Origin of the sequence: Microbacterium sp. NPDC080005 (genome assembly GCF_040702445.1) — a bacterium.
Taxonomy (GTDB): Bacteria; Actinomycetota; Actinomycetes; order Actinomycetales; family Microbacteriaceae; genus Microbacterium; species Microbacterium oleivorans_D.
In genome coordinates this window covers 36,541-59,511 of record NZ_JBFBLD010000004.1, presented here as the reverse complement: position 1 = coordinate 59,511, position 22,971 = coordinate 36,541, and the positions used below count along the sequence as shown (strand labels likewise).

The 22,971-nt window shown below is 70.1% G+C and carries 25 protein-coding genes; 20 read left to right on the top strand and 5 right to left on the bottom strand.

What is annotated here, in order from left to right; genetic code table 11:
* Positions 1–8 precede the first annotated feature (8 nt).
* Both dapB and AB0259_RS14825 read left to right on the top strand, forming a co-directional pair.
* Positions 9–821, top strand: coding sequence for a 4-hydroxy-tetrahydrodipicolinate reductase (gene dapB / locus AB0259_RS14830; RefSeq protein WP_366223210.1), 813 nt, complete (start codon positions 9–11; stop codon positions 819–821).
* Entirely contained in the window at positions 818–1,267 is a 450-nt protein-coding gene (locus AB0259_RS14825; RefSeq protein WP_366223209.1) for a tetratricopeptide repeat protein, read from the top strand. Before dapB ends, AB0259_RS14825 begins: the two co-directional genes overlap by 4 nt.
* Positions 1,268–1,271: 4 nt before the next feature.
* Here AB0259_RS14825 and AB0259_RS14820 read toward each other — a convergent pair whose 3' ends face one another.
* The 4 genes from AB0259_RS14820 to AB0259_RS14805 all read right to left on the bottom strand — a co-directional run bounded on the left by AB0259_RS14820 (position 1,272) and on the right by AB0259_RS14805 (position 3,671).
* Positions 1,272–2,162 carry a TIGR01777 family oxidoreductase gene (locus AB0259_RS14820; protein ID WP_366223208.1) on the bottom strand — a complete coding sequence of 297 codons (891 nt, stop codon included), beginning with the start codon at positions 2,160–2,162 and terminating at the stop codon, positions 1,272–1,274.
* The gene (locus tag AB0259_RS14815; protein WP_064003177.1) at positions 2,155–2,580 is read right to left on the bottom strand and encodes an OsmC family peroxiredoxin; all 426 of its coding nucleotides are present in this window, start codon (positions 2,578–2,580) and stop codon (positions 2,155–2,157) included. The genes AB0259_RS14820 and AB0259_RS14815 overlap by 8 nt, the downstream gene beginning before the upstream one ends.
* A gap of 94 nt (positions 2,581–2,674) precedes the next feature.
* Positions 2,675–3,241 (bottom strand): DUF4395 domain-containing protein, encoded by a 567-nt coding sequence (locus tag AB0259_RS14810; RefSeq protein ID WP_366223207.1) that lies wholly within the window; start codon positions 3,239–3,241, stop codon positions 2,675–2,677.
* Positions 3,234–3,671, bottom strand: a complete 438-nt coding sequence (locus tag AB0259_RS14805) for a thioredoxin family protein (RefSeq protein ID WP_251582546.1) — start codon at positions 3,669–3,671, stop codon at positions 3,234–3,236. Before AB0259_RS14805 ends, AB0259_RS14810 begins: the two co-directional genes overlap by 8 nt.
* A gap of 84 nt (positions 3,672–3,755) precedes the next feature.
* On the opposite strand from AB0259_RS14805, the gene thyX reads away from it, so the two are divergent.
* The 17 genes from thyX (at position 3,756) to dapF (ending at position 20,719) form a co-directional block, all read left to right on the top strand.
* Positions 3,756–4,499 carry an FAD-dependent thymidylate synthase gene (thyX, locus tag AB0259_RS14800; protein WP_251582548.1) on the top strand — a complete coding sequence of 248 codons (744 nt, stop codon included), beginning with the start codon at positions 3,756–3,758 and terminating at the stop codon, positions 4,497–4,499.
* 21 nt (positions 4,500–4,520) lie between these two features.
* Positions 4,521–5,273, top strand: a complete 753-nt coding sequence (locus AB0259_RS14795) for an SDR family NAD(P)-dependent oxidoreductase (protein ID WP_366223206.1) — start codon at positions 4,521–4,523, stop codon at positions 5,271–5,273.
* Between the two features lie 363 nt (positions 5,274–5,636).
* Complete coding sequence (dapA, locus tag AB0259_RS14790; RefSeq protein ID WP_366223205.1) at positions 5,637–6,614, top strand: 4-hydroxy-tetrahydrodipicolinate synthase; 978 nt, start codon at positions 5,637–5,639, stop codon at positions 6,612–6,614.
* Positions 6,611–8,287, top strand: coding sequence for a ribonuclease J (locus AB0259_RS14785; protein ID WP_251582561.1), 1,677 nt, complete (start codon positions 6,611–6,613; stop codon positions 8,285–8,287). Before dapA ends, AB0259_RS14785 begins: the two co-directional genes overlap by 4 nt.
* A 21-nt stretch (positions 8,288–8,308) precedes the next feature.
* Positions 8,309–8,800, top strand: a complete 492-nt coding sequence (locus tag AB0259_RS14780; RefSeq protein ID WP_366223204.1) for a GNAT family N-acetyltransferase — start codon at positions 8,309–8,311, stop codon at positions 8,798–8,800.
* Positions 8,801–8,868: 68 nt separating this feature from the next.
* Positions 8,869–11,565 carry a DNA translocase FtsK gene (locus AB0259_RS14775; protein ID WP_366223203.1) on the top strand — a complete coding sequence of 899 codons (2,697 nt, stop codon included), beginning with the start codon at positions 8,869–8,871 and terminating at the stop codon, positions 11,563–11,565.
* A gap of 34 nt (positions 11,566–11,599) precedes the next feature.
* Complete coding sequence (gene pgsA, locus AB0259_RS14770) at positions 11,600–12,166, top strand: CDP-diacylglycerol--glycerol-3-phosphate 3-phosphatidyltransferase (protein WP_366223202.1); 567 nt, start codon at positions 11,600–11,602, stop codon at positions 12,164–12,166.
* Positions 12,166–12,702, top strand: a complete 537-nt coding sequence (locus AB0259_RS14765; protein WP_366223291.1) for a CinA family protein — start codon at positions 12,166–12,168, stop codon at positions 12,700–12,702. The genes pgsA and AB0259_RS14765 overlap by 1 nt, the downstream gene beginning before the upstream one ends.
* 149 nt (positions 12,703–12,851) lie before the next feature.
* Entirely contained in the window at positions 12,852–13,172 is a 321-nt protein-coding gene (locus tag AB0259_RS14760) for a helix-turn-helix transcriptional regulator (RefSeq protein WP_064003188.1), read from the top strand.
* 6 nt (positions 13,173–13,178) lie between these two features.
* On the top strand, positions 13,179–13,400 hold the full coding sequence (locus AB0259_RS14755; protein ID WP_251582569.1) for a DUF3046 domain-containing protein: 222 nt from the start codon (positions 13,179–13,181) through the stop codon (positions 13,398–13,400).
* 226 nt (positions 13,401–13,626) lie between these two features.
* Positions 13,627–14,685, top strand: a complete 1,059-nt coding sequence (recA, locus tag AB0259_RS14750; protein ID WP_251582579.1) for a recombinase RecA — start codon at positions 13,627–13,629, stop codon at positions 14,683–14,685.
* A gap of 2 nt (positions 14,686–14,687) precedes the next feature.
* The gene (locus tag AB0259_RS14745) at positions 14,688–15,398 is read left to right on the top strand and encodes a regulatory protein RecX (protein ID WP_366223201.1); all 711 of its coding nucleotides are present in this window, start codon (positions 14,688–14,690) and stop codon (positions 15,396–15,398) included.
* A gap of 84 nt (positions 15,399–15,482) precedes the next feature.
* Entirely contained in the window at positions 15,483–16,403 is a 921-nt protein-coding gene (locus AB0259_RS14740; RefSeq protein ID WP_366223200.1) for an ABC transporter ATP-binding protein, read from the top strand.
* On the top strand, positions 16,400–17,278 hold the full coding sequence (locus AB0259_RS14735) for an ABC transporter permease (RefSeq protein ID WP_366223199.1): 879 nt from the start codon (positions 16,400–16,402) through the stop codon (positions 17,276–17,278). Before AB0259_RS14740 ends, AB0259_RS14735 begins: the two co-directional genes overlap by 4 nt.
* A gap of 48 nt (positions 17,279–17,326) precedes the next feature.
* On the top strand, positions 17,327–18,883 hold the full coding sequence (gene miaB, locus AB0259_RS14730; protein WP_366223198.1) for a tRNA (N6-isopentenyl adenosine(37)-C2)-methylthiotransferase MiaB: 1,557 nt from the start codon (positions 17,327–17,329) through the stop codon (positions 18,881–18,883).
* Between the two features lie 4 nt (positions 18,884–18,887).
* Positions 18,888–19,814, top strand: coding sequence for a tRNA (adenosine(37)-N6)-dimethylallyltransferase MiaA (gene miaA / locus AB0259_RS14725; protein ID WP_366223197.1), 927 nt, complete (start codon positions 18,888–18,890; stop codon positions 19,812–19,814).
* A 38-nt stretch (positions 19,815–19,852) separates the two neighbouring features.
* Positions 19,853–20,719: a diaminopimelate epimerase gene (gene dapF, locus AB0259_RS14720; protein ID WP_366223196.1), complete on the top strand. Its 867-nt coding sequence runs from the start codon at positions 19,853–19,855 to the stop codon at positions 20,717–20,719.
* 13 nt (positions 20,720–20,732) lie between these two features.
* Here the strand turns inward: dapF and AB0259_RS14715 are convergent, their stop codons facing one another.
* Positions 20,733–21,374: a methyltransferase gene (locus AB0259_RS14715; protein ID WP_251582613.1), complete on the bottom strand. Its 642-nt coding sequence runs from the start codon at positions 21,372–21,374 to the stop codon at positions 20,733–20,735.
* 78 nt (positions 21,375–21,452) lie between these two features.
* On the opposite strand from AB0259_RS14715, the gene hflX reads away from it, so the two are divergent.
* Positions 21,453–22,967: a GTPase HflX gene (gene hflX / locus AB0259_RS14710; RefSeq protein WP_251582620.1), complete on the top strand. Its 1,515-nt coding sequence runs from the start codon at positions 21,453–21,455 to the stop codon at positions 22,965–22,967.
* The last annotated feature ends 4 nt before the right edge of the window (positions 22,968–22,971 follow it).

Here is a 22,971-nt window from a genome sequence, read left to right as displayed (position 1 = left end):
CTGGAGGCATGACGACGCGTGTGGCCCTCGTGGGCGGGACCGGCAAGCTCGGCGGCATCATCGCCGACGTGATCGCAGCGACCGACGGCTATGAGACCGTCGCTGTCCTCGGGTCATCGAGCGACCTCAGCGAGATCGACGGCGCCGACCTCGTCGTCGACGCGTCGACCCCCGCCGTCTCCGTCGACGTCGTCCGTGCCGCGATCGAGCGTGGCAAGAACGTGCTCGTCGGCACATCGGGGTGGTCCGCCGAACGCATCGCGCTCATCCGCCCGCTGGTGGATGCCGCGGGCACCGGCGCCGTCTTCATCCCCAACTTCTCGCTCGGCTCGGTGATCGGATCCGCGCTCGCCGCGGCATCCGCCCCGTTCTTCCCCTCCATCGAGATCGTCGAGACGCACCGCGAGACCAAGGTCGACTCACCCAGCGGGACGGCCGTGCGCACGGCGGAGCTCATCGCCGCGGCACGCTCGGAGGTCGGCCCGGTCGAGGCGCCGCACGTCGATCAGCGTGCGCGGGGCCAGCAGATCGCCAGCGTCCCCGTCCACTCGCTGCGACGTCCGGGTGTCATCGCCCGGCAGGAGACGATCCTGTCGGGTCCGGGGGAGTCGCTCACGATCGTGCACGACACCGTCGACCCCGCCGCGGCCTACGCCCCCGGCATCCGTGTCGCCCTCGACGCAGCGCGGGACACGACCGGCATCGTGATCGGTCTCGACGCGATGATCGACATCGGCATCCGGATGCCGCAGACACCGCGGACCTCACCCGTCGCCGACGGCGCCGTGTCCGGTCAGGTCGCCGCGACGACCGCGCCATGAGGACACGCATCGCCGTCGCGATCGTCGCCGCCGTCCTCGTCCTCTACATCGCCCTCGTCGCCCAGCGCGCCGTCTTGCTCGTCTCGAGCGGCGATCCGGTGGGCATCGCCATGGGGATCGCGCTCGTGCTGCTGCCCGTGGTCGCGGTGTGGGCGCTCTGGCGCGAGCTGAGCTTCGGTCTGGGCGCGCAGCGGTTGGGTCGTCGGCTCGAGGCCGAGGGCGGGCTGCCAAGGGAGGAGCTCACCCTCCGTCCCAGCGGCCGACCGGTCCAGGCGGAGGCCGACGCACTGTTCCCCGCCTATCGGGACGCCGTCGAGGAGAACCCCGACGACTGGCGCGCCTGGTACCGGATGGGACTCCTCTACGACGGCGCGGGGGACCGTCGGCGGGCCCGCGGAGCGATCCGCACCGCCATATCGCGCGAGCGAGCCCAGCGGCGCGGCTGAGCCGTCAGACGGCGGCCGCGACGGCGTCCTCGACGGTCGGATGCCGGAACGTGAACCCCGACGCGAGCAGCGCCGCCGGGACGACGTGCGTGTCGTTCGCGAGCAGCGCCTCGACGGCGTCCTTTCCGAGGACGAGGCGCACCGCCCACAACGGGGCGCGCAGGATGTAGGGCCGGTTCAGACGTCGTGCCAGGGCGAAGCCGAGGTCGTTCGCCGTCGCGCGCTCGGGACCCGAGAGGTTGACGGGTCCGGTGATCCTGCGGTCGATGACATGGCGGATCGCGCCGATCTCGTCGTCGAGCGAGATCCACGGCCACACCTGCGTCCCGCTGCCGAGCGGGCCGGACAGGCCCAGCTTGGTCAGCAGGAGCAGGGGCTTCAGCACGCCGTCGCGATGGACGACAGGGGCCGTGCGCAAGAGGGCTGTGGGGGCACCCGAGGCGACCGCGGCCGACTCCCACTCGCCACAGAGATCGGAGAGGAAGGCGTCGCCCCGTGGGCCCGATTCGTCGAAGGTCCGGCCGTGCGCGTCCGGCGGGTAGTAGCCGGTGGCCGATGAGCTCACGAACAGCGGCGCGTCCTCGCCGAGTTCGCGCAACGCTCGCGCGAGCGTCTGCGTCGGATGGATCCGCGACCAGACGAGCTGCTTCTTGTACGAGGGGGTCCACGGGAATCGGCCGATCGTCGCGCCGTTGAAGTTCACGACCGCCTCGGCACCCGCGAGCACCTGCGGATCCAGCGGCGACTCGCCGGGCGCCCAGGTGACCTCGTCCGGCGCCTGGGCAGCGTGCCGGACGAGCCGCGTCACGGCGTACCCGTCCGCCCGCAGGGAGTCGACGAGGGCGCGCCCGATCAGTCCCGACGCCCCCGAGACGACGACCCGGCGATCAGGCAAGCGTCGCCTCGAGCGTGATCTCGATGCCGGAGAGGGCGGCCGAGACCGGGCATCCCGCCTTCGCCTCGTTCGCGATGCGGTCGAAGTCCTCCGCCGAGAGTCCGGGGACCGAGGCGTTGACGTTGAGGTGCGACCCGGTGATGCCCGTGCCGGGGATGAAGGTGACGGATGCCGTCGTCTCGACGCTCTCCGGCGGCGTCCCGTTCTCGGCCAGGGCGTTCGACAGGGCCATACTGAAGCACGAGGAGTGCGCGGCGGCGATGAGCTCCTCGGGCGTCGTCACCGAGGTGGACCCCTCGCTCCGCGCCTTCCAGTTGACCGCGAACGGTCCCTGGTTGGAGCTCTCGAGGGCGACCTCGCCCGACCCTTCGAAGAGGGTTCCCTTCCAGCTGGTGGTGGCTTCGCTCGTGACGCTCATGGTCTCTCCTCGGTCGTGGTCGTGACGGAACGGTGCCGAGCCTAAACCTCGTGGATGAGCGCGCGATACGACTTGACGCGGCTCCGGGGGAGCGTCAGGCGGTGCGGCCCACGAGGCCTGCGCGCTGCAGGATCAGCCACAACTGGCATCCGAGACACAGGCCGAACACGGCGTTGAGGAACGCCGCCATGAACGCGAGCCCTGCCGCGATCGGCAGCGCGAGCGGGACGCCGAGCAGGTGCAGCAGGAGTCCCACCGTGGTGACGAAGAGGCCCACGCCCTGCGCGAAGCGCGGCGGGCGAGGGTCTTCGAGGTCCGTCGGCGGGGCGAGACGCGGCTGGACGATGCGCCGATAGAGGACGCCCCACGGAGCGGTGCGGGGCGAGACGACCCCCCACAGGAACAGGAGGGCGATGACGAGGACGGCGAGGAAGCCGGGGTCGAGGATACGCATGGACAGCGGGGTGAATGGAAGCACCCAGCCGCTGATCGGAACGATGAACATGCCACCGCCGAGTGGGGCGAGCCAGCCGAATCCGGCATCGGTGTGAGCCGTCGAGCTGCCCAGCAGGGCCAGCAGCGTCGCGATCAGCAGCAGCACCGACGTGACAGATGCCGCGAACCGCGGGCCGCGCGGGTCGATCCCGCGGACCTCAGCCACGGTCCGCTCCTGCCGTCACGCGGTCGAGCTCCATCTCGACGACCTGCCGCCCCGGCGTCCCGCCGAATCGCGAGTGCACGACTCCGTGCCGGTCGAGGATGAGGGTCGTCGGTGTCTGGAGCACCTGGAAGTGCTTGGCGATGTCGACCCTGTGGGTGAGGTCGACGTCGAGGTGCAGCACCCCGTCGCGGTCGTCGGCGATCTCGCGGAGGGTGCGGTGGACGCCGGGGCACCGGCTGCACATCTCGGTGCTGAACTGCAGCAGGGTCGCCTTTTCGCCGAGTCGCTCCGCGCCCAGGCGGGTGGGTTCGACGACCTCGTGGGGATCGACCGCGCGGGGGCGGTTCTGCTGCCGACGAAGGACGAGTCCGATGCCGACGGTGACCACGAGCAGGGCGGTCAGCACGACGATGGCGGGAAGGAGTTCCATGACCGCTCCACAGTAGTGCTGTCCGGTGCGTACGGGCGCTGCCGGGCGTCATCCCGCGTCACCTCGACGGGTAGTGTGTGAGCCGTGAGTGAGCGCGCCGACAGCCCCGAGATCGAGTTCCGCAGCGATGTCACCGTCGAGCTGGTGCGCTCGTCGGCATCCGACAGTGACGTGCTCTTCGCGGCCCGCGTCTCGACGCAGGGTGAGCAGACCCTCGAAGCCGCGGCCGAGGGCACCGAGGCGACGGGGCGCGACCGCGGCCTCATCAACTACCTCATGCGTGACCGCCACGGATCGCCCTTCGAGCACAACTCGATGACGTTCTACGTGCAGGCGCCGATCTTCGTCTTCCGCGAGTTCATGCGCCACCGGATGGCCTCGTACAACGAGGAGTCGGGCCGCTACCGCGAGCTGCGGCCCGTCTTCTACGTCCCCGCACCCGAGCGCAACCTCGTGCAGGTCGGCAAGCCCGGCGCGTACCAGTTCCTGCCCGGATCGGAGGAGCAGGTCGAGCTCGTCGCACGTGAGACGCGCGAGGCATCCGTCGCGGCCTTCGAGAGCTACCAGCGGATGCTGGACGCCGGCATCGCCCGCGAGGTCGCCCGCATCGTCCTCCCGCTGAACATCATGTCCTCCATGTACGTGACGGTGAACGCGCGATCCCTCATGAACTTCCTCTCCCTGCGCACGACGCGGGAGGGCACGCACTTCCCGTCGTTCCCGCAGCGGGAGATCGAGATGTGCGCCGAGAAGATGGAGAACGTGTGGCGCGAGCTCATGCCGCTCACGTACGCCGCCTTCAACGCGAACGGTCGCGTCGCCCCCTGACCCGCTCCTAGGCTGGCGCGCATGAGTCGCACAGCCCTCGTCACCGGCGCGAGCTCCGGGATCGGAGCCGAGTACGCCCGCCAGCTCTCGTCCCGGGGCGCCGAGGTCGTCCTCGTGGGACGGGACGAATCCGCGCTGCGCTCCCTGGCCGATGAGATCGGGGCGCGCGGCGGCTGCGCGGAGGTGCTGGTGACCGACCTGCCGGATGCGGCGCAGCGCAGCCGCGTCGAAGAGCGTCTGGCGGCCGGGGTCGATGTCCTCGTCAACTGCGCCGGCTACGGCCTGCGCCGTGCCTTCGAGGAGAACGACATCGACGACGAGGCCCGGCACCTCGAGCTCCACGCGGAGGTCACGATGCGCCTGACCCGCGCTGCTCTCCCCGTCATGCTCGACCGTCGCCGCGGACGCATCCTGAACGTCGCCTCGGTCGCCGGTCTCGTGCCCCGCGGCACGTACGGGGCTGCCAAGGCGTGGGTCGTGAGCTTCAGCCGCTGGGCCAACGCGGTCTACGCGCCGCGCGGGGTGACGGTCACAGCCGTGTGTCCCGGCTTCGTCCACACCAACTTCCACGAGCGACTCGGTCTGCCGCCGGGGCAGGAAGGGGTCCCCGGGTGGATGTGGCTCGACGCTCCCGCAGTGGTCCGCGCCTCCCTCCGCGACGCCGCCCGCGGCCGTGCCGTCAGCATCCCCTCGTTCCGGTACAAGGCCCTCGTCGCCCTCTCGCGGCTCCTCCCGGACCGCGTCGTCGTCCCCGCCGCCTCCCGCGGTCGCTGAGAGCGGACGACCGCCTCCGCGGGATCCCGCGGAGGCCGCAGTTGTGCCGCCGTGGGGGACGCGGGCGCAGCTCGCGCGAGCGGCGGATCGCGGAACCCTCCTCCGAGTGCGCAACGGCGTGTGCGCGGTCCCGGAAGCCGCCCCATCGACGCGGATCGCGGCTGCGCACGGCGGCGAGCTCTGCTGCGCATCCGCGCTGCGCCACCACGGAGTCTGGGTCCTCGAGCATCGCGTCCGCCTGCACGTGTGGGTGGGGCCGGTCGACAGTCCGGGGGTGTCAGTCGACATGCGTCACTCGGATCGTGCATGCGTCACCTGCCGACCCCGCACGACCCGAGGAGCCCGACCGGTACCCTGGGAACCATGACGCACTCCGCCAATCCCTTCGGTCAGGTGCTCGTCGCGCTCGTCACCCCCATGACGGCCGACGGCGAGGTCGATTGGCCCGCAGTCGAGAAGCACATCGACGACGTCATCACGGGCGGTGCCGACGGCATCGTCGTGACCGGCACGACCGGTGAGACCAGCACGTTGACGGATGCCGAGAAGCTGAAGCTCGTCGAGGTGGGCAAGTCCGTCTCCTCGGGGCGCGCGAAGATCATCACGGGCGGCGGATCGAACGAGACCGCCCACGCCATCGAGCTCTACAAGGCCAGCGAGAAGGCCGGCGCCGACGGCATCATGATCGTCACGCCGTACTACAACAAGCCGACGCAGGCCGGCATCCTGACGCACTTCCGCCTCGTCGCCGACGCGACGGATCTGCCCGTCATCCTCTACGACATCCCCGGGCGCACGGGGGTGCCCATCAAATACGAGACGATCCTGCGCCTCGCGAAGCACCCCAACATCCTCGCGGTGAAGGACGCCAAGGGCGATTTCAGCGAGGTGAGCCGCGTCCTCAACCAGACCGACCTGCTCTACTTCTCCGGCGACGACGCGAACGTCCTGCCGCACCTGTCGATCGGCGCGGCCGGACTCATCGGTGTGACCGCCAACATCACATCGGCGCCGTACCGCGTGATCGTGGATGCCGTGAACCGCGGCGACCTGAAGACCGCGACCGCTGCCCACCAGAAGCTCGAGCCGCTCGTCCGCGCCGTCATGACCCATGTGCCGGGCACCGTGAGCGCGAAGTACATCCTCCACGGTCTCGGCCGCATCTCCAGCCCCCGCGTCCGACTTCCCCTGGTCGGCCCCGAGGAGTGGGAAGCCGCCCTCATCGAGGACGAACTCGCCCTCGTGAAGGATGTCGACGGTGCCGACTTCTCCAACTTCCGACCCGACCGCAACGCCGCCGCCGGCGGCGCCCTTCCGAAGGTGCATGGAACAACTCGATGAGCACGACCGTCTCCGCGCCTGAGGCGCTCGCATCCGGCACGCTCCGGGTCACCCCCGTCGGCGGACTCGGCGAGGTCGGCCGCAACATGACGGTCTTCGAGTTCGACGGGAAGCTGCTCATCGTCGACTGCGGCGTGCTGTTCCCGGAGGAGCACCAGCCGGGTGTCGACCTGATCCTCCCGGACTTCGAGGCGATCCGCGGGCGGCTCGACGACATCGTCGGTGTCGTGCTCACGCACGGTCACGAGGATCACATCGGCGCGGTGCCGTACCTCCTCAAGCGCAAGGGGGACATCCCCCTCATCGGCTCGCAGCTGACCCTCGCCCTCGTCGAGGCGAAGCTCAAGGAGCACCGGATCAAGCCGTACACGCTGACGGTGAAGGAGGGGCAGCGCGAACAGGTCGGACCCTTCGACCTCGAGTTCGTCGCGGTCAACCACTCCATTCCCGACGCGCTGGCCGTCGGCATTCGCACCCCCGCAGGGCTGGTGCTGGCGACGGGCGACTTCAAGATGGACCAGCTCCCGCTCGACGGTCGCCTGACCGACCTGCGCGCCTTCGCCCGGCTGGGGGAGGAGGGCGTGGACCTCTTCCTCGTCGACTCGACGAACGCCGACGTCCCCGGCTTCACGCCGCTCGAGCGCGCGATCGGGCCGGTCCTCGACCAGGTCATCGGCAAGGCACCGCGTCGCGTGATCGTGGCGAGCTTCTCGAGTCACGTCCACCGGGTCCAGCAGGTCATCGACGCCGCCGCCGCGCACGGTCGCCGGGTCGCCTTCCTCGGCCGCTCGATGGTGCGCAACATGACGATCGCCGAGCAGCTGGGCTACCTCCACGTCCCCGACGGCGTCCTCATCGACTACAAGAAGGCCAAGGACCTCCCGGACGACCGCATCGTCTACATGTCGACGGGGTCGCAGGGCGAGCCGATGGCGGTCCTGTCCCGGATGGCGAACCTCGACCACGCCATCGAGCCGGGGGAGGGTGACACCGTCATCCTCGCCTCGAGCCTCATCCCGGGCAACGAGAACGCCGTCTACCGCGTGATCGACGGGCTCACCAAGCTCGGTGCGAACGTCGTGCACAAGGCGAACGCGAAGGTCCACGTCTCGGGCCACGCCGCCGCCGGTGAGCTCCTCTACTGCTACAACATCCTGAAGCCGAAGAACGTCCTGCCCGTGCACGGCGAGTACCGGCACCTGATGGCCAACGCGAAGCTCGCTCAGGACAGCGGCATCCCGGCGGAGAACACCATCCTGGCCGAGAACGGCACCGTCATCGACCTGAAGGACGGCGTCGCCCGCGTCGTCGGCCAGCTCGACCTCGGGTTCGTCTACGTCGACGGTTCGTCGGTCGGCGAGATCACGGATGCGGACCTCAAAGACCGGCGGATCCTCGGCGAGGAGGGGTTCATCTCCGTCATCGTCGTGGTGGATGCCGCGACGGGCCGGATCGTCACGGGGCCCGAGATCCACGCCCGCGGTGTCGCGGAGGACGACGCGGTGTTCGACTCCGTCAAGCCGAAGATCGCTCAGGCGCTGACCGAGGCCGCCCAGTCCGGGGTCCGCGATCAGCACGCGCTGCAGCAGGTCGTGCGCCGGACGATCGGTCGGTGGGTCAACCAGTCGCTGCGCCGTCGTCCGATGATCGTCCCCATGGTGATCGAGGCCTGACGGGGCCGCTACCATTCGGGCATGCCCGAGTCGTGGTCGCTGCGTCCTGCCGTGCAGGCAGACGGGGTCTTCCTCGGCGACATGGTCGTCGAGGCCGCCAACTGGCGCCCCGGCGCGGCGCGGCCGCGACATGAGATCCTTTCGCACCCCGACCACAGCAGGTACCTGTCCGGATGGATGCGGCCGGGGGACGTCGGGTTCATCGCCGTCGCGGGCGCGGAGCCCATCGGGGCGGCGTGGTACCGCACGATGCCCCGTACCGAACCGGGATTCGCCTACGTCGGCACCGGGGTGCCCGAGCTCATCATCGGAGTGAAGCCGCTGTGGCGCTCGCACGGCGTGGGTCGCGCCCTCGTGCGACGACTGTGCGACGAGGCCCGCGCCGAGGGACGCGGCCGCATCAGCCTGTCGGTCGAGCGCGGCAACTTCGCCCAGGTCCTCTACCGCAGCGAGGGGTTCGCCGTCACCCGGAGCGGCATCGGGCGGGACACGATGGTGAAGCGTCTCGGCTGAGCACCGATCCCGGCCAGGGGTCGCGTCAATCCGGGCACATGTCGGTCCTCGCGCCTACCGTGGAAGGTATGCCCAGGAGCAGCAGTCCGGCCAGTAAACCCCGCGCCTCCGCGTCGGGCTCCTCGGCGCGCGCGAAGAAGGCCGAACCCACGCCGCGGCGCAAAGCCGAACCCGCCCCGAAGCGCTACGTCGACGACGTCGAGCGCCCCCCGGTCGTGGTCCGGGCATGGCTCGGGCTGGCCCACATCGCGGGCGGCATGTTCCGGGCGTTCGGTTCCGAGTCGCTCGAGAAGGATCAGCGTCGCGACGGGTTCCCGTTCCTGCTCGTCCTCATGGCGATCGCCGGAGCAGTCGTGGAATGGTTCCTCATCGGGACCGAGGTCGGCACGAACATCAGCGCCTACACGGTCGGCGCCCTGATCGGCCGCGAGGCCTTCGTCTTCCCGGTGATCCTGCTCCTGCTCGCCGGGTGGCTCTTCCGGCATCCGCCGTCCGTCCACGACAACGGCCGGATCGGCATCGGTGCCGGCCTGTTCGTGCTGGCGGTCGCCGGGTTCTGCCATGTCGTCGCGGATCGGCCGCAGCCCAGCCAGGGTCTCGCGGCCCTGAGCGCGGCGGGCGGCCTCTTCGGATGGGCGATCGGCGAGCCGCTGACGGTGCTCACTGAGATCGGTGCCGGTGTCGTCCTCGGCCTCCTCGCCTTCTTGAGCGTGCTGATCCTCACCAAGACGCCGCCGAACCGCATCGGTCGCCGCCTCGGCGACCTGTACGCGTGGATGTTCGGTGCGGAGCGCGTCGAGCGCGACGAGACGTCGGACGCGGCGGGGACGGGCCCGACGGTGGCCTTCGACGCTCCCGAGGACGAGGGCGAGTCGCTCCCCTGGTGGCGGCGCAACAAGTCCGGCCGCGAGGAGGACGCCGACGGCGGCCTGGGCGCCGACGACCTGACGGCGCTCCTGGAAGCCAGCGGCGACGGCAGCTTCGACAACCCCGTCACCACGCCGACTCCCGAGGTGATGCCGGATGCGGTGACGGAGATCATCGCGCCCGCCGCGCCGCGCACGCCGGGTCGCAAGCGAGACGTCGCGGCCGCTGAGGTCCCGCCCGTTCCGCCGCTGCCGGACTTCGTGGCCGCGAACCTCGACTCCGTCGACCCGGATGCCGCCGACTACCGCCTCCCGTCCGCCGACGCGCTCGCGGCGGGCACCCCGCACAAGGCCCGTTCCGAGGCGAACGACGCCATGGTCCGCGCCATCATGGGCGTCTTCGAGCAGTTCTCCATCGACGCGAAGGTGACGGGCTTCTCGCGCGGTCCGACAGTGACGCAGTACGAGATCGCCCTCGGCTCCGGCGTCAAGGTCGAGCGCATCACGGCACTCACGAACAACATCGCCTACGCCGTGGCATCCAACGAGGTGCGCATCCTCGCGCCGATCCCCGGCAAGAGCGCGATCGGCGTCGAGATCCCGAACACCGACCGCGAGATCGTCACCCTCGGCGACGTCCTGCGCTCGCCCAACGCCCAGCAGGCGACGCACCCCATGACGATCGGGATCGGGAAGGACGTCGGCGGCGGCTACGTCGTCGCGAACCTCGCCAAGATGCCCCACCTGCTGGTGGCGGGATCGACCGGCTCGGGCAAGTCGAGTTTCGTCAACTCGATGATCACGAGCCTGCTCATGCGCGCCAAGCCGTCGGACGTCCGCATGGTGCTGATCGACCCGAAGCGGGTCGAGCTGACCTCCTACGCGGGTGTGCCGCACCTGATCACGCCCATCATCACGAACCCCAAGAAGGCCGCCGAAGCGCTGCAGTGGGTCGTGAAGGAGATGGACATGCGGTACGACGACCTTGCGTCGTTCGGCTTCCGCCACATCGACGACTTCAACAGGGCGGTCGTGGCGGGGGAGATCCAGCTCCCCGCGGGCAGCGAGCGTGTGCTGAAGCCGTACCCGTATCTCCTCGTCGTGGTCGACGAGCTCGCCGACCTGATGATGGTCGCGCCGCGCGACGTCGAGGACTCGATCGTCCGCATCACGCAGCTCGCCCGAGCCTCCGGCATCCACCTCGTCCTCGCGACGCAGCGGCCATCGGTCGACGTCGTCACGGGTCTCATCAAGGCGAACGTGCCGTCCCGACTCGCCTTCGCCGTCACCAGCGTCACCGACTCCCGCGTCATCCTCGACCAGCCGGGCGCCGACCGTCTCATCGGTCAGGGCGACGGTCTCTTCCTCCCCATGGGCGCGTCCAAGGCGGTGCGTGTCCAGGGCGCCTGGGTCGCCGAGAAGGAGATCGAGAAGGTCGTCGCGCACGTCAAGAACCAGGCGCGGCCCGAGTACCGCAAGGACGTCGAGGCGATCGTCGAGAAGAAGGAGATCGACGCCGACATCGGTGACGACCTCGAGCTCCTCCTCGCGGCCGCCGAGCAGATCATCACGACTCAGTTCGGCTCGACCTCGATGCTGCAGCGCAAGCTCCGGGTCGGCTTCGCCAAGGCGGGCCGCCTCATGGACCTGCTCGAAGCGCGCGAGATCGTCGGGCCGTCCGAAGGATCGAAGGCCCGCGACGTCCTCGTGACTCCCGACGAGCTGCCCGCCGTCCTCGCCCGACTGCGCGGCGAGGAGCCCCCCGTTTCGGAGGCCGCCGTCTCGACGCCCCCGGCTGACCCGTACGGCCCCGACGCGGTGACGCAGCAGTTCGAGGGCTACGAGGTCGTCGAGTCCGAAGGGGACGAGGATGCCTGGGGTCTCACGGGCCGTGACTGAGCGCGCCCCCGCCACGGCTCGGTAGGCTCGGACCGTGACGATCCCGCGGCAGTTACCGAACGCGATCACGATCGTGCGCATCCTGTGTGCGCCCGTGTTCATCTGGCTGCTCCTGGCCGACGGCGGCGCGGACGGCGCCCTCCGCTGGTGGGCGGCGGCGCTGTTCATCGTCGCGATCGCGTCGGACGGCGTCGACGGATACCTCGCCCGCCGCCACGACATCGTGACGGATCTCGGGAAGCTGCTCGACCCGATCGCGGACAAGGTTCTCACGGGTGCCGCTTTCGTCTCCCTTTCGATCCTCGGCGAACTGCCCGTGTGGGTGGTCGTCCTCGTCCTCGTCCGAGAACTCGGCATCACGGTCCACCGGCTGATCGTCGCGACGGACCACGTCGTGGCCGCCGCGTGGATGGGGAAGCTGAAGACAGTGGCACAAGCGGTCGCGCTGTCCCTCGCCCTCCTCCCGCTGTGGACGGTCGTGGGGGAGTGGGTCCACGTCGTCAACACGATCGCCATGACGATCGCGGTCGTGCTGACCGTCGCCAGCGGCGTCGATTACGTCGTCACCGCTGTGCGCCCGAGGCAGCCTCGGAGGGCATGATGCGTCGGGAACCGAGCGAGCTCCCCGAGGAGCTGGAGGAGACCGCGGTCGCGAGCGGCCCGAGGTCCGAGCCGGAGCGCCTCGTCGAGCGGCTGAAGGAGCTGGGGTGGACGCTCGGGGTCGCCGAGTCGCTCACGGGGGGTCTCGTCGCGGCGTCCGTCGTCGCGGTGCCGGGCGCCTCGGCCGTGTTCCGCGGTGGCATCGTCGCCTACGCGACCGACCTCAAGGAGCGGCTGCTCGGTGTCGACGAGACCCTGCTCGACGCCCACGGCCCCGTCCACCCGCGTGTGGCACGTCAGATGGCGGACGGCGTCCGCCGTGCGGTCGGCACGGAGGACCCCGCCGACGTCGGCATCGCGACGACCGGGATCGCCGGTCCGGTGTCCTCCGACGGCCAGCCGGTGGGAACCGTGCACATCGCCGTCTCGACCCCGCTCGGGTCGCGAGTCGAGTCGCTTCTCCTGGAGGGCGGTCGGGACGAGATCCGCACGGCCGCGACGGCCCGCGCGATCGCCCTCGCCGTCGACGCCCTGTGAGTCGGGAATAGCGCCCGTTCCGAGCATGTTACGTATCGGTGATTCCCATCCATTCCCCAGCGCTCGGGGTCTAGGGTGACATCGAACGTGTTGTACCGTGGTTCCCCCGCAAGGGATTCGGTGGATCGCAGCAGAGGGAGGGCCCACGCATGATCCTGGTTCGTCAAGAGATCGGTGATGTCCTCCGCGACTTCCGTCTGCAGAAGGGTCACACCCTCCGTCAGGTGTCGGGCAAGGCCAGCGTCGCCCTCGGCTACCTGAGCGAGGTCGAGCGCGGTCAGAAAGAGGCATCGAGCGAGATCCTCGCCGCCGTCGCCGAGGCACTGGACGTTCCCATCTCCGCCATCATGCGCGAGGTGGGCGAGCGCATCTCCGTTCTGGAGGGCCTGCACTCGTTGAGCGACGTCGTCCCCGACGACCTCGCCTCGCTCGGGGAGGACGTCCCCGCCCCCGAGCTGTCGCTGCGCTGACGGTCGATGCGCCACAGCGAGTTCGATCGCGCCGTCGCCGATGAGTTCGGTGCGGGTGGGCCGGCTCTGGTGTCGGACCTGGTCCTGACCGCGGTCGGCAACAAGACCGCGCGAGAGGCCCTCGCCGCCGGCATCCCGCCCCGGGACGTCTGGTACGCGCTGTGCGCAGAGACGGACGTCCCCGTCTCCCGTCGTCACGGTGCAGGCCGGCTCGACCCGCGCCGTTGATCGGCGTGTCGCATCGAAGATGCGTTCGATAAGGGCGTAGTGTCCTTCACAGCGGGTGTCGTAGAGACGTCATCCACGGAGGCGGGCGCCGGCATCTCGATGTCGGAGGGTCCTCCTAACGTGAACAGCGTCAGATGACACCCCCGCCCTGTCGCAGAATCCGAACCGTCGGTGACGATCGCGACAGCCTATGGGCGACGGAACCGCGAGCACGAAGGAGCACGACATGCCATCACCTGCCGACCGCGAAAAGGCCCTCGAATCGGCCCTCGCCCAGATCGACCGCCAGTTCGGCAAGGGATCGATCATGCGACTGGGGAGCGACGAACGGGCTCCCGTCGAGGTCATCCCGACCGGCTCCATCGCTCTCGACGTCGCCCTCGGCATCGGCGGAATCCCGCGGGGTCGCGTCGTCGAGATCTACGGTCCGGAGTCCTCCGGTAAGACGACCCTGACGCTGCACGCGATCGCGAACACGCAGCGCGCCGGTGGCATCGCCGCCTTCATCGATGCGGAGCACGCCCTCGACCCGGCCTATGCCGAGAAGCTGGGCGTCGACATCGATGCCCTCCTCGTCTCCCAGCCCGACACGGGTGAGCAGGCGCTCGAGATCGCGGACATGCTGATCCGTTCCGGTGCGATCGACCTCGTCGTGATCGACTCCGTCGCCGCGCTCGTCCCCGAGGCCGAGATCAAGGGTGAGATGGGTGACTCCCACGTGGGTCTTCAGGCCCGCCTCATGTCCCAGGCGCTCCGCAAGATCACCGGTGGTCTGAACCAGACGAAGACGACCGCGATCTTCATCAACCAGCTCCGAGAGAAGATCGGTGTCTTCTTCGGCTCGCCCGAGACGACCGCAGGCGGTAAGGCACTCAAGTTCTACGCCTCCGTCCGCCTCGACATCCGTCGCATCGAGACGCTGAAGGACGGTTCCGAGGCGGTCGGCAACCGGACCCGCGTCAAGGTCGTCAAGAACAAGATGGCGCCGCCGTTCAAGCAGGCGGAGTTCGACATCCTGTACGGAGTCGGGATCTCACGCGAGGGCAGCCTCATCGACTTCGGTGTCGAGCACGGGATCGTCAAGAAGTCGGGCGCCTGGTACACCTACGAGGGTGAGCAGCTCGGACAGGGCAAGGAGAACTCGCGCAACTTCCTGCTGAAGAACACCGATGTCGCCGCCGAGATCGAGACCAAGATCAAGCAGAAGCTCGGCATCGGTCAGCCGAAGCAGGCCGCGGAGGATGCTGCAACCTCTGACGAGCTGGCGGCTCGCCGCCCGGCCTGATCATGACGGAAGCGAACGGGGGGGAGCGAGACGCGCTCGCCCCCGTCATCCCGCTCTTCGGGCATCGTGGACAGCAGAGCGCTGACCTGGCGGACGACGCGGAGAGCAGACCGTGGCACGCGACGTGGATCGGTGATCGACCGGAGTCGGAGCGGACGGCCGCGCGCGCCGCACATCCGGCGACCGGCAACGTCCCGATCGTCGTTCCGGTGGAGGACGACGACACCACAGCGATGGCGGAGCGGGTGTTGTTGCGCAAGCTCCGCACGCGGTCGTTGTCGGTTCGTGAAGCCCGGTCGGTTCTGGGCGAGCATGACCTCGACGCAGCGACATCCGACGGCATCATCGACCGGTTCGTGTCGCTCGGGTACCTCGACGATTTCGCCCTCGCCGAGCAGCTCATCGACAAGGCGACATCACGGAAGGCTCAGGGACGGCAGGCCGTCGCTCAGACGCTCGCACAGCGCGGCATCCCGCGCGAGGTCGTCGATGAGGCGCTCGCGCTGCTGCCGGACGACGAGGCTGAGCGCGCGCTCGAGTTCGCGCGGTCCAAAGCGCGCGGTCTGGCGGACGTGGAACGGGATGCCGCGTTGCGGCGCCTCGCAGGACAGCTCGCCCGCAGAGGGTACGGAGCTGTCGCGCTGTCTGCGGCCCGCCAGGCGCTCGACGAGCTCAGCGCGGCTCCACGGCGCGGGGTTCGTTTCGAGCCGTGACTCCCGTGGGAACGGTGTCGCCGAGCCGGCCGGTCTGACAGACTCGGGCGCACGTGCGCGTCGCACGTCGGGGGAGGGCGTGCCGTGGCGATCGAGGTCGAGGGACTCGTGAAGTCGTACCGGTCGGTGCGCGCAGTGGACGGCATCTCCCTGAGCGTCCCTGACGGCCAGCTCTTCGCCTTCCTCGGCGCCAACGGTGCCGGCAAGTCGACGACGATCGGATGCCTCACGACCCTTCTTCGAGCGGATGCCGGTCGGGTCCACGTGGCGGGCCGCGATGTCGCCGCGGACGGCGAGGCCGTCCGATCCGCCATCGGCGTGGTCTTCCAGCATTCGCTGCTGGACGACGCCCTCACGGTGCGCGAGAACCTCGCTCTCCGGGCGACGCTCTCGGGTGTGTCCCGGCGGCGCTTCGGGGCTCGTCTGGCGGAATTGTCGGATCTCATCGAGCTCGACGACGTCCTCGGCCGCCCATACGGCCGGCTCTCCGGCGGGCAGCGTCGACGGGCGGACATCGCTCGCGCCCTCCTCCACGACCCGGCGATCCTCTTCCTCGACGAGCCGACGGCCGGACTCGACCCCGCCAGCAGAGTGGCGGTCTGGACCGCCATCGGCGGCCTCCGCCGGGAGCGGGGTCTCACCGTCTTCCTCACGACGCATTACATGGAGGAGACGGAGGAGGCCGACCAGGTCAGCATCATCGACTCCGGTCGCATCGTCGCCGAGGGAACGCCGACCGAGCTGCGAGCGCGGTTCAGTCGCAGCATCCTCACCGTCACCACCGATGACGCGGCGGCGGTGCTCGCGCATCCGGACGTCGACCCGGCGACGGTAGAGCGCGACGGCGAGGTGCTCGTCGTTCCCGTGACCGGGGCGGACCAGGCCCGACGCATCCTCGCCGCGCTCGGCGACGGCGCCCGCGACTTCGAGTTCCGCCACGGCCGGATGGACGACGTGTTCCTGGCCCTCACCGGCCGCCGCGACCACGGGGAGCACGCGGCATGAGAATCGTCGCGGCCATCGTCCGCCGCAACCTCGCCCTGTTCTTCCGCGACCGTCTCAACGTCTTCTTCTCGTTGCTCAGCGGCCTCATCCTCTTCCTGCTCTACACCCTCTTCCTCGCCCGACTCCAGGTCGACGGACTCGAGCAGACCCTGTCCCGCGCGACGCGCGGCGACATCGAGGCCTTCGTCGACAGTTGGATGCTGTCGGGCATCGTCCTGCTCACGACGGTCACGTCGGGCATCGGCGCCGTGTCGGTGTTCGTCGACGATCGGGCGACGGGACGGTTCGGGGACTTCCTGGTCGCGCCGATCCGTCGCACGCACCTGGTGCTCGGATATCTGATCTCGTCCGTGACCGTCGCCGTCCTCATGTCGGGGATCATCTTCGTCCTCACCCTCCTCCACCTCGGGCTCGTGCGCGGCACCTGGCTGAGCGCGGGGCAGATCGCGGCGGCATTCGGGGCGATGCTGCTCTGCTGTGCGGCGTTCACGACGCTGGGCTGCTTCGGCGCGTCGTTCCTGACCACCACCGGTGCCTACTCGGCGTTCTCCACCGTCGTCGGGACGGTGCTCGGCTTCGTCGCCGGCTCCTACATCCCGGTCGGGTCGCTGCCCGAGACCGTCGCGGACGTCATCAACGCACTGCCGTTCGCACAGGGGGCGATGCTCCTGCGTCGCCCCTTCACCGAGGAGACCCTGCACGCGGTGACGGACGGCGACACGGCGGCGGTCGCCGATCTCTCGGACTTCTACGGCATCGACATCGCCGTCGGATCCGCAGCGGTGCCCGCCTGGGCGGCCGTGACGATCCTCGCCGCCGTCGCCGTCGTCTTCAGCGCGATCTCGGCCGGCCGCATCCGTTCCCTCCTGCGCTGAGCGCGGCCGCCTCCCGCACCGGGGTGCGGCTCGTAGAATGGCCTGATCATGACCAGCCCCTCCGCTGCCCCCACCCTCATCTCCCCGTCCGATGCCGCCGTCGGTGCCGACGGCCGTCCCCGCACGTACGAAGTGCGCACGTTCGGGTGCCAGATGAACGTCCACGACTCCGAGCGCCTCTCGGGCTCGCTCGAGTCCGCCGGCTACGTCCGTGCCGACGCGGGCACCGAGGCCGACGTCGTCGTGATCAACACGTGCGCGGTGCGCGACAATGCGGCGGGCAAGCTCTACGGCACCCTCGGACACCTGAAGAGCCGCAAGGACAAGCACGACGGCATGCAGATCGCCGTCGGCGGCTGCCTCGCGCAGATGGATAAGGACGCCGTCCAGCAGAAGGCCCCCTGGGTCGATGTCGTCTTCGGCACCCACAACATGGGTTCCCTCCCGAGCCTGCTCGAACGCGCCCGTCACAACGGCGAGGCGGAGCTCGAGATCCTCGAATCGCTCGAGGTCTTCCCCTCGACCCTTCCCACCAAGCGCGACTCGGCGCACAGCGGCTGGGTCTCCATCTCGGTGGGCTGCAACAACACCTGCACGTTCTGCATCGTCCCGAGCCTGCGCGGTAAGGAGAAGGACCGCCGCCCCGGCGACATCCTCAACGAGATCCGTCTGCTCGTCGAGGACGGGGCCATCGAGGTCACCCTGCTCGGCCAGAACGTCAACAGCTACGGCGTCGAGTTCGGCGACCGGCAGGCGTTCAGCAAGCTGCTGCGCGCCGCCGGCGAGATCCCCGGCCTCGAGCGCGTCCGCTTCACGAGCCCGCACCCGGCTGCCTTCACGGACGACGTGATCGACGCGATGGCTGAGACGCCGGCGGTCATGCCTCAGCTGCACATGCCGCTGCAGTCGGGGTCGGACCGCATCCTCAAGGCGATGCGCCGCTCGTACCGCAGCGAGCGCTTCCTCGGCATCCTCGACCGCGTGCGCGAGAAGATGCCGCACGCCGCCATCTCGACGGACATCATCGTCGGGTTCCCCGGTGAGACGGACGAGGACTTCGAGGACACGATGCGTGTCGTCGAGCAGGCACGCTTCGCCGGCGCGTTCACGTTCCAGTACTCGATCCGTGAGGGCACACCCGCGGCGACCATGCCCGATCAGGTGCCGAAGCACGTCGTCCAGGAGCGCTACAACCGCCTGGTCGCCCTCCAGGAGCGCATCTCGCTCGAGGAGAACCAGGCCCAGCTCGGTCGCACGGTCGAGGTGCTCGTGTCCACGGGTGAGGGGAAGAAGGATGCCGCGACCCGGCGCCTGACCGGCCGCGCCGAAGACAACCGTCTCGTCCACTTCGAGATCCCCGACGGGTCGCCCACGCCGCGCCCCGGCGACGTGGTCACGACGGTGATCACGCACGCGGCGCCCTTCCACCTCCTGGCCGACAGCCCGGACGGGGCACCCCTCCGCATCCGCCGCACCCGCGCCGGAGACGCGTGGGATCGCGCGCAGGCCGACTCGTGCGGAGTTCCGGCTCCGGCAGGCGACCCGGGCCCGCGCGCCGTATCGCTCGGGCTGCCGGTCCTGCGCACCGCCACCCCCGGACTCTGACCCCGTGGGCGCCCCGCGCCTGTGGGTGATCGTCGGGGCGACCGGCACCGGCAAGACCTCCCTCTCGCTCGATCTCGCGGAGCAGCTGACGCATCACGGGCGGCGAGCCGAGATCGTCAACGGCGACGCCATGCAGCTGTACCGGGGGATGGACATCGGGACGGCGAAGCTCCCGGTGTCGGAGCGTCGCGGCATCCCGCACCATCTCTTCGACGAGTTCGAGGTGACGGAGGACGTCGCGGTCGCCGTGTACCAGGAGCGTGCGCGGACGGCGATCCGCGGGATCTTCGACCGTGGCGGCGATGCGATCCTCGTCGGCGGGTCCGGTCTCTACGTCTCGAGCGTCGTCTTCGACTTCCGTTTCCCGCCTCGAGACCCGGCCCTGCGCGCCCGCCTCGAGACCGATCTGGGCGAACAGGGAGCCGACGCGATGATCGAGCGCATCCGCGAGGTCGACCCGGGGTCCGCCGACCGACTGGACCCGCGCAACGGTCGGCGCATCGTCCGCGCCCTCGAGGTGCTCCTCCAGGGCGCCGAGACGCACGGGGCCGCGCTTCCGGACGCGCCAGTCCTGTGGCATCCCGACACCACGATCGTGGGCGTGCACCTCGACCGCGCGGCGCTCGTCGAGCGGCTCGACGAGCGGGTACGGGGGATGTGGAGCGGCGGCCTGCTCGCCGAGGTGGAATCCCTCCGCGCCCGAGCACTCGAGGCGGGCCCGACCGCCCCGCGGGCGATCGGATACGCACAGGCTCTCGCGCAGCTGGCCGGTCGCATGACGGAGGACGAGGCGGTCGCCGAGACGCAGGCGCTCACGCGCCGGTACGCCCGCCGTCAGGTGTCGTGGTTCCGTCGCTACCCAGACCTCCTGTGGGTGGATGCCGGGACCCCCGCCGCACGCGTCATCGACGAGACGCGGGACCGCTCCTGAACGGAGGCCGCGCAGCCGTCCGCGCCTAGACTGGACGGGTGCCGACGATCGCATTCACGAAGGGCCACGGGACGGGCAACGACTTCGTCGTGGTCGCCGATCCCGACGGCGAGCTGCACCTGACGGGCGAGCAGGTCGCTGCTCTCACCGATCGCCGCTTCGGCATCGGTGGCGACGGCCTGCTGCGTGTCGTCCGCTCGGCGGCGATCGATGCGGGCGCCCAGACGCCCGATGCCGAGTGGTTCATGGACTACCGCAACGCCGACGGATCCATCGCCGAGATGTGCGGCAACGGGGTCCGCGTCTTCGTGAAGTACCTGCTCAGCGGCGGGTTCGCGACGCTCGCCCCTGGCGAGACGCTCCGCATCGGCACCCGCGCCGGGACGAAGACGGTCACTCTCGCCGACAACGGGTTCGAGGTCGACCTGGGACTCTGGCGACCGACCGCGGACGAGGTGCTCGTGCGCGCCCGTGGGCTGAAGGTCGCCCGGCCCGGGCTCGGCATCGACGTCGGCAACCCGCACGTCGTCGTCGCCCTCTCGAGCGAGGACGAGCTCGCCGGCCTCGATCTCTCCGTGCAGCCTCTTCTCGACCCCGTGCCGACGGCCGGGGCGAACGTCGAGTTCGTCGTCCCCGAGGAGCCCCTGGTCACCGACGGAGTGGGCGCGATCCGGATGCGCGTGTTCGAGCGCGGTGTGGGCGAAACCCTGTCGTGCGGAACGGGCGTCGCGGCATCCGCGCTCGCCGTCCGTCACTGGGCCGGTGCCGGCGCACCCGACCGCTGGACCGTCGACGTGCCGGGTGGTCGCCTGGGAGTCCGGGTGGTCCGGACGGATGCGGGCGAGCGGGTCCTCCTGTCGGGCCCGGCATCCCTCGTCTTCTCCGGCGAGATCTCCCTCGCCTGACGCGGCCGGGGCGTCAGGGGAGCGGGATGGTCCCCGTCGCAGGGGAGCCGTGCCGCCGCACCTTCAGCACCCGGAAGCCGCGTCCCGTCGCCGCACGCGTGACCGAGTAGCCGCGGTCGAGCGAGGCTGCGAGCCAGCGTTGCAGCGAGTCGGAGCCGAGGTTGCGCTGCACGACCAGCCAGGCGTCGCTCCGCTCGGACAGCCGCGGGATCCAGGTCTCGAGCAGTCCGTGCAGCACGTCCTTGCCCACCCGGATCGGCGGATTGGACCGGATCGTGCGGAAGGAGATGTCCGCCGGAACATCTTCGGGCAGCACGGCGTTGACATTGGTGACGCCCAATTCGGCTGCATTGCGGCGGACGAGGTCGAGGGCTCGCTCGTTGACGTCGACGGCCCAGACCGTTGCGTGAGGGGAGTCGAGCGCGAGTGAGAGCGCGATCGGACCCCAGCCGCATCCGAGGTCCAGCAGATGACCGCCGGGCGGCGGCGGGGGAGTGTTGGCTAGCAGCACTGCCGTCCCGCCGTCGACGTGGTCGGGACTGAACACCCCGCCCGCCGTCGTCACCTCGACGTCGCGACCGGCGAGGGACACACGGATGCGGCGGAAGTTCTCAGAGCTGGACGGGGACGCGCTGAAGTAATGGTCGCTCCCCATGCGACGAGCGTAGCGGAGGCGGTCCGCAGCGCGGGAAGCTAGAGTTCACGGATGGCCGCGAGGCCGCGAAAGGATCACATGACAGACACCACCACCCCTGCCACGACGGACGAACCGGTGGACCCGGTCGACCGCGTGCTCGCGCGCGCTGAAGCGCGTTCGGGGGTGCGCGTGTTCGGCGCCGCACAGGCGTTGCAGGACGAGAGCACCGTCGCCTACGGCGACACCGACGGCGAGCAGTGGGACCGCGAGGAGCGTGCTGCGCTGCGCCGCGTGCCGGGTCTCTCCACCGAGCTCGAGGACGTCACCGAGGTCGAGTACCGGCAGCTGCGCCTGGAGAACGTCGTCCTGGTGGGCGTCTACCCGCAGGGGTCGACGGAGGATGCCGAGAACTCGCTGCGCGAGCTCGCCGCACTCGCCGAGACCGCCGGCGCCGTCGTCCTGGACGGTGTGCTGCAGCGCCGCCCACACCCCGACCCGGCGACCTACATCGGTCGCGGCAAGGCCGCCGAGCTGCGCGACCTCGTCGTCGCCGTCGGCGCGGACACCGTCATCGCCGACACCGAGCTCGCCCCCAGCCAACGGCGTGCCCTCGAGGACGTCGTCAAGGTCAAGGTGATCGACCGCACCACCGTCATCCTCGACATCTTCAGCCAGCATGCGAAGAGCCGTGAGGGCAAAGCGCAGGTTGAGCTCGCACAGCTCGAGTACCTGCTGCCGCGCCTGCGCGGGTGGGGTGACTCGATGAGCCGCCAGGCCGGTGGTCAGGTCGGTGCCGGGGGCGCGGGAATGGGCTCCCGAGGTCCGGGTGAGACCAAGATCGAGCTCGACCGCCGCCGCATCCGCACCCGGATGGCGATGCTCCGGCGCCAGATCCGCGACTTCGCACCCGCCCGCGACGCAAAGCGGGCCGAGCGCAAGCGGAACACGATCCCCTCGGTGGCGATCGCCGGGTACACCAACGCCGGCAAGTCGAGCCTGCTCAACAAGCTGACGAGCGCGGGTGTCCTCGTGGAGAACGCGCTGTTCGCGACGCTGGATGCCACCGTCCGCCGCGCCCAGGCCGCGGACGGGCGGGTCTACACGCTGACCGACACGGTTGGGTTCGTGCGGAACCTCCCGCACCAGCTCGTCGAGGCGTTCCGCTCGACGCTCGAGGAGGTCGGCGACGCCGACGTCATCGTCCACGTCGTGGACGGGTCCCACCCCGACCCCGCGGCGCAGCTCGCGACCGTCCGTGACGTCATGGGTGACGTCGGTGCGCGCTCGACGAACGAGATCGTCGTGTTCAACAAGGCCGACCTCATCGATCCCGACACGCGCCTGGTGCTGCGCGGGCTCGAGCCGAAGGCGCACTTCGTCTCGTCACGCACAGGCGAGGGGATCGCTGAGCTCCGTGCCACGATCGAGGACGCCCTCCCGTTGCCGGCGGTCGAGGTCCACGCCCTCGTGCCCTACGACCGGGGCGACCTCGTCAGCGCGGTCCACGAGTCCGGTCACATCCTCTCCACGCGTCACGAGGAGGGTGGCACCGCCGTGCACGCCCACGTGTCCGAGCGGCTGGCGGCGGAACTGGCGCCCTTCACCCGATGACGGT

Coding starts and splice junctions, on each gene's coding strand:
- dapB (WP_366223210.1), top strand. CDS start 9: ATGACGACGCGTGTGGCCCTCGTGGGCGGGACCGGCAAGCTCGGCGGC.
- AB0259_RS14825 (WP_366223209.1), top strand. CDS start 818: ATGAGGACACGCATCGCCGTCGCGATCGTCGCCGCCGTCCTCGTCCTC.
- AB0259_RS14815 (WP_064003177.1), bottom strand. CDS start 2,580: ATGAGCGTCACGAGCGAAGCCACCACCAGCTGGAAGGGAACCCTCTTC.
- AB0259_RS14805 (WP_251582546.1), bottom strand. CDS start 3,671: ATGGAACTCCTTCCCGCCATCGTCGTGCTGACCGCCCTGCTCGTGGTC.
- AB0259_RS14795 (WP_366223206.1), top strand. CDS start 4,521: ATGAGTCGCACAGCCCTCGTCACCGGCGCGAGCTCCGGGATCGGAGCC.
- dapA (WP_366223205.1), top strand. CDS start 5,637: ATGACGCACTCCGCCAATCCCTTCGGTCAGGTGCTCGTCGCGCTCGTC.
- AB0259_RS14785 (WP_251582561.1), top strand. CDS start 6,611: ATGAGCACGACCGTCTCCGCGCCTGAGGCGCTCGCATCCGGCACGCTC.
- AB0259_RS14780 (WP_366223204.1), top strand. CDS start 8,309: ATGCCCGAGTCGTGGTCGCTGCGTCCTGCCGTGCAGGCAGACGGGGTC.
- AB0259_RS14775 (WP_366223203.1), top strand. CDS start 8,869: ATGCCCAGGAGCAGCAGTCCGGCCAGTAAACCCCGCGCCTCCGCGTCG.
- AB0259_RS14765 (WP_366223291.1), top strand. CDS start 12,166: ATGCGTCGGGAACCGAGCGAGCTCCCCGAGGAGCTGGAGGAGACCGCG.
- AB0259_RS14760 (WP_064003188.1), top strand. CDS start 12,852: ATGATCCTGGTTCGTCAAGAGATCGGTGATGTCCTCCGCGACTTCCGT.
- AB0259_RS14755 (WP_251582569.1), top strand. CDS start 13,179: ATGCGCCACAGCGAGTTCGATCGCGCCGTCGCCGATGAGTTCGGTGCG.
- recA (WP_251582579.1), top strand. CDS start 13,627: ATGCCATCACCTGCCGACCGCGAAAAGGCCCTCGAATCGGCCCTCGCC.
- AB0259_RS14745 (WP_366223201.1), top strand. CDS start 14,688: ATGACGGAAGCGAACGGGGGGGAGCGAGACGCGCTCGCCCCCGTCATC.
- AB0259_RS14735 (WP_366223199.1), top strand. CDS start 16,400: ATGAGAATCGTCGCGGCCATCGTCCGCCGCAACCTCGCCCTGTTCTTC.
- miaB (WP_366223198.1), top strand. CDS start 17,327: ATGACCAGCCCCTCCGCTGCCCCCACCCTCATCTCCCCGTCCGATGCC.
- AB0259_RS14715 (WP_251582613.1), bottom strand. CDS start 21,374: ATGGGGAGCGACCATTACTTCAGCGCGTCCCCGTCCAGCTCTGAGAAC.
- hflX (WP_251582620.1), top strand. CDS start 21,453: ATGACAGACACCACCACCCCTGCCACGACGGACGAACCGGTGGACCCG.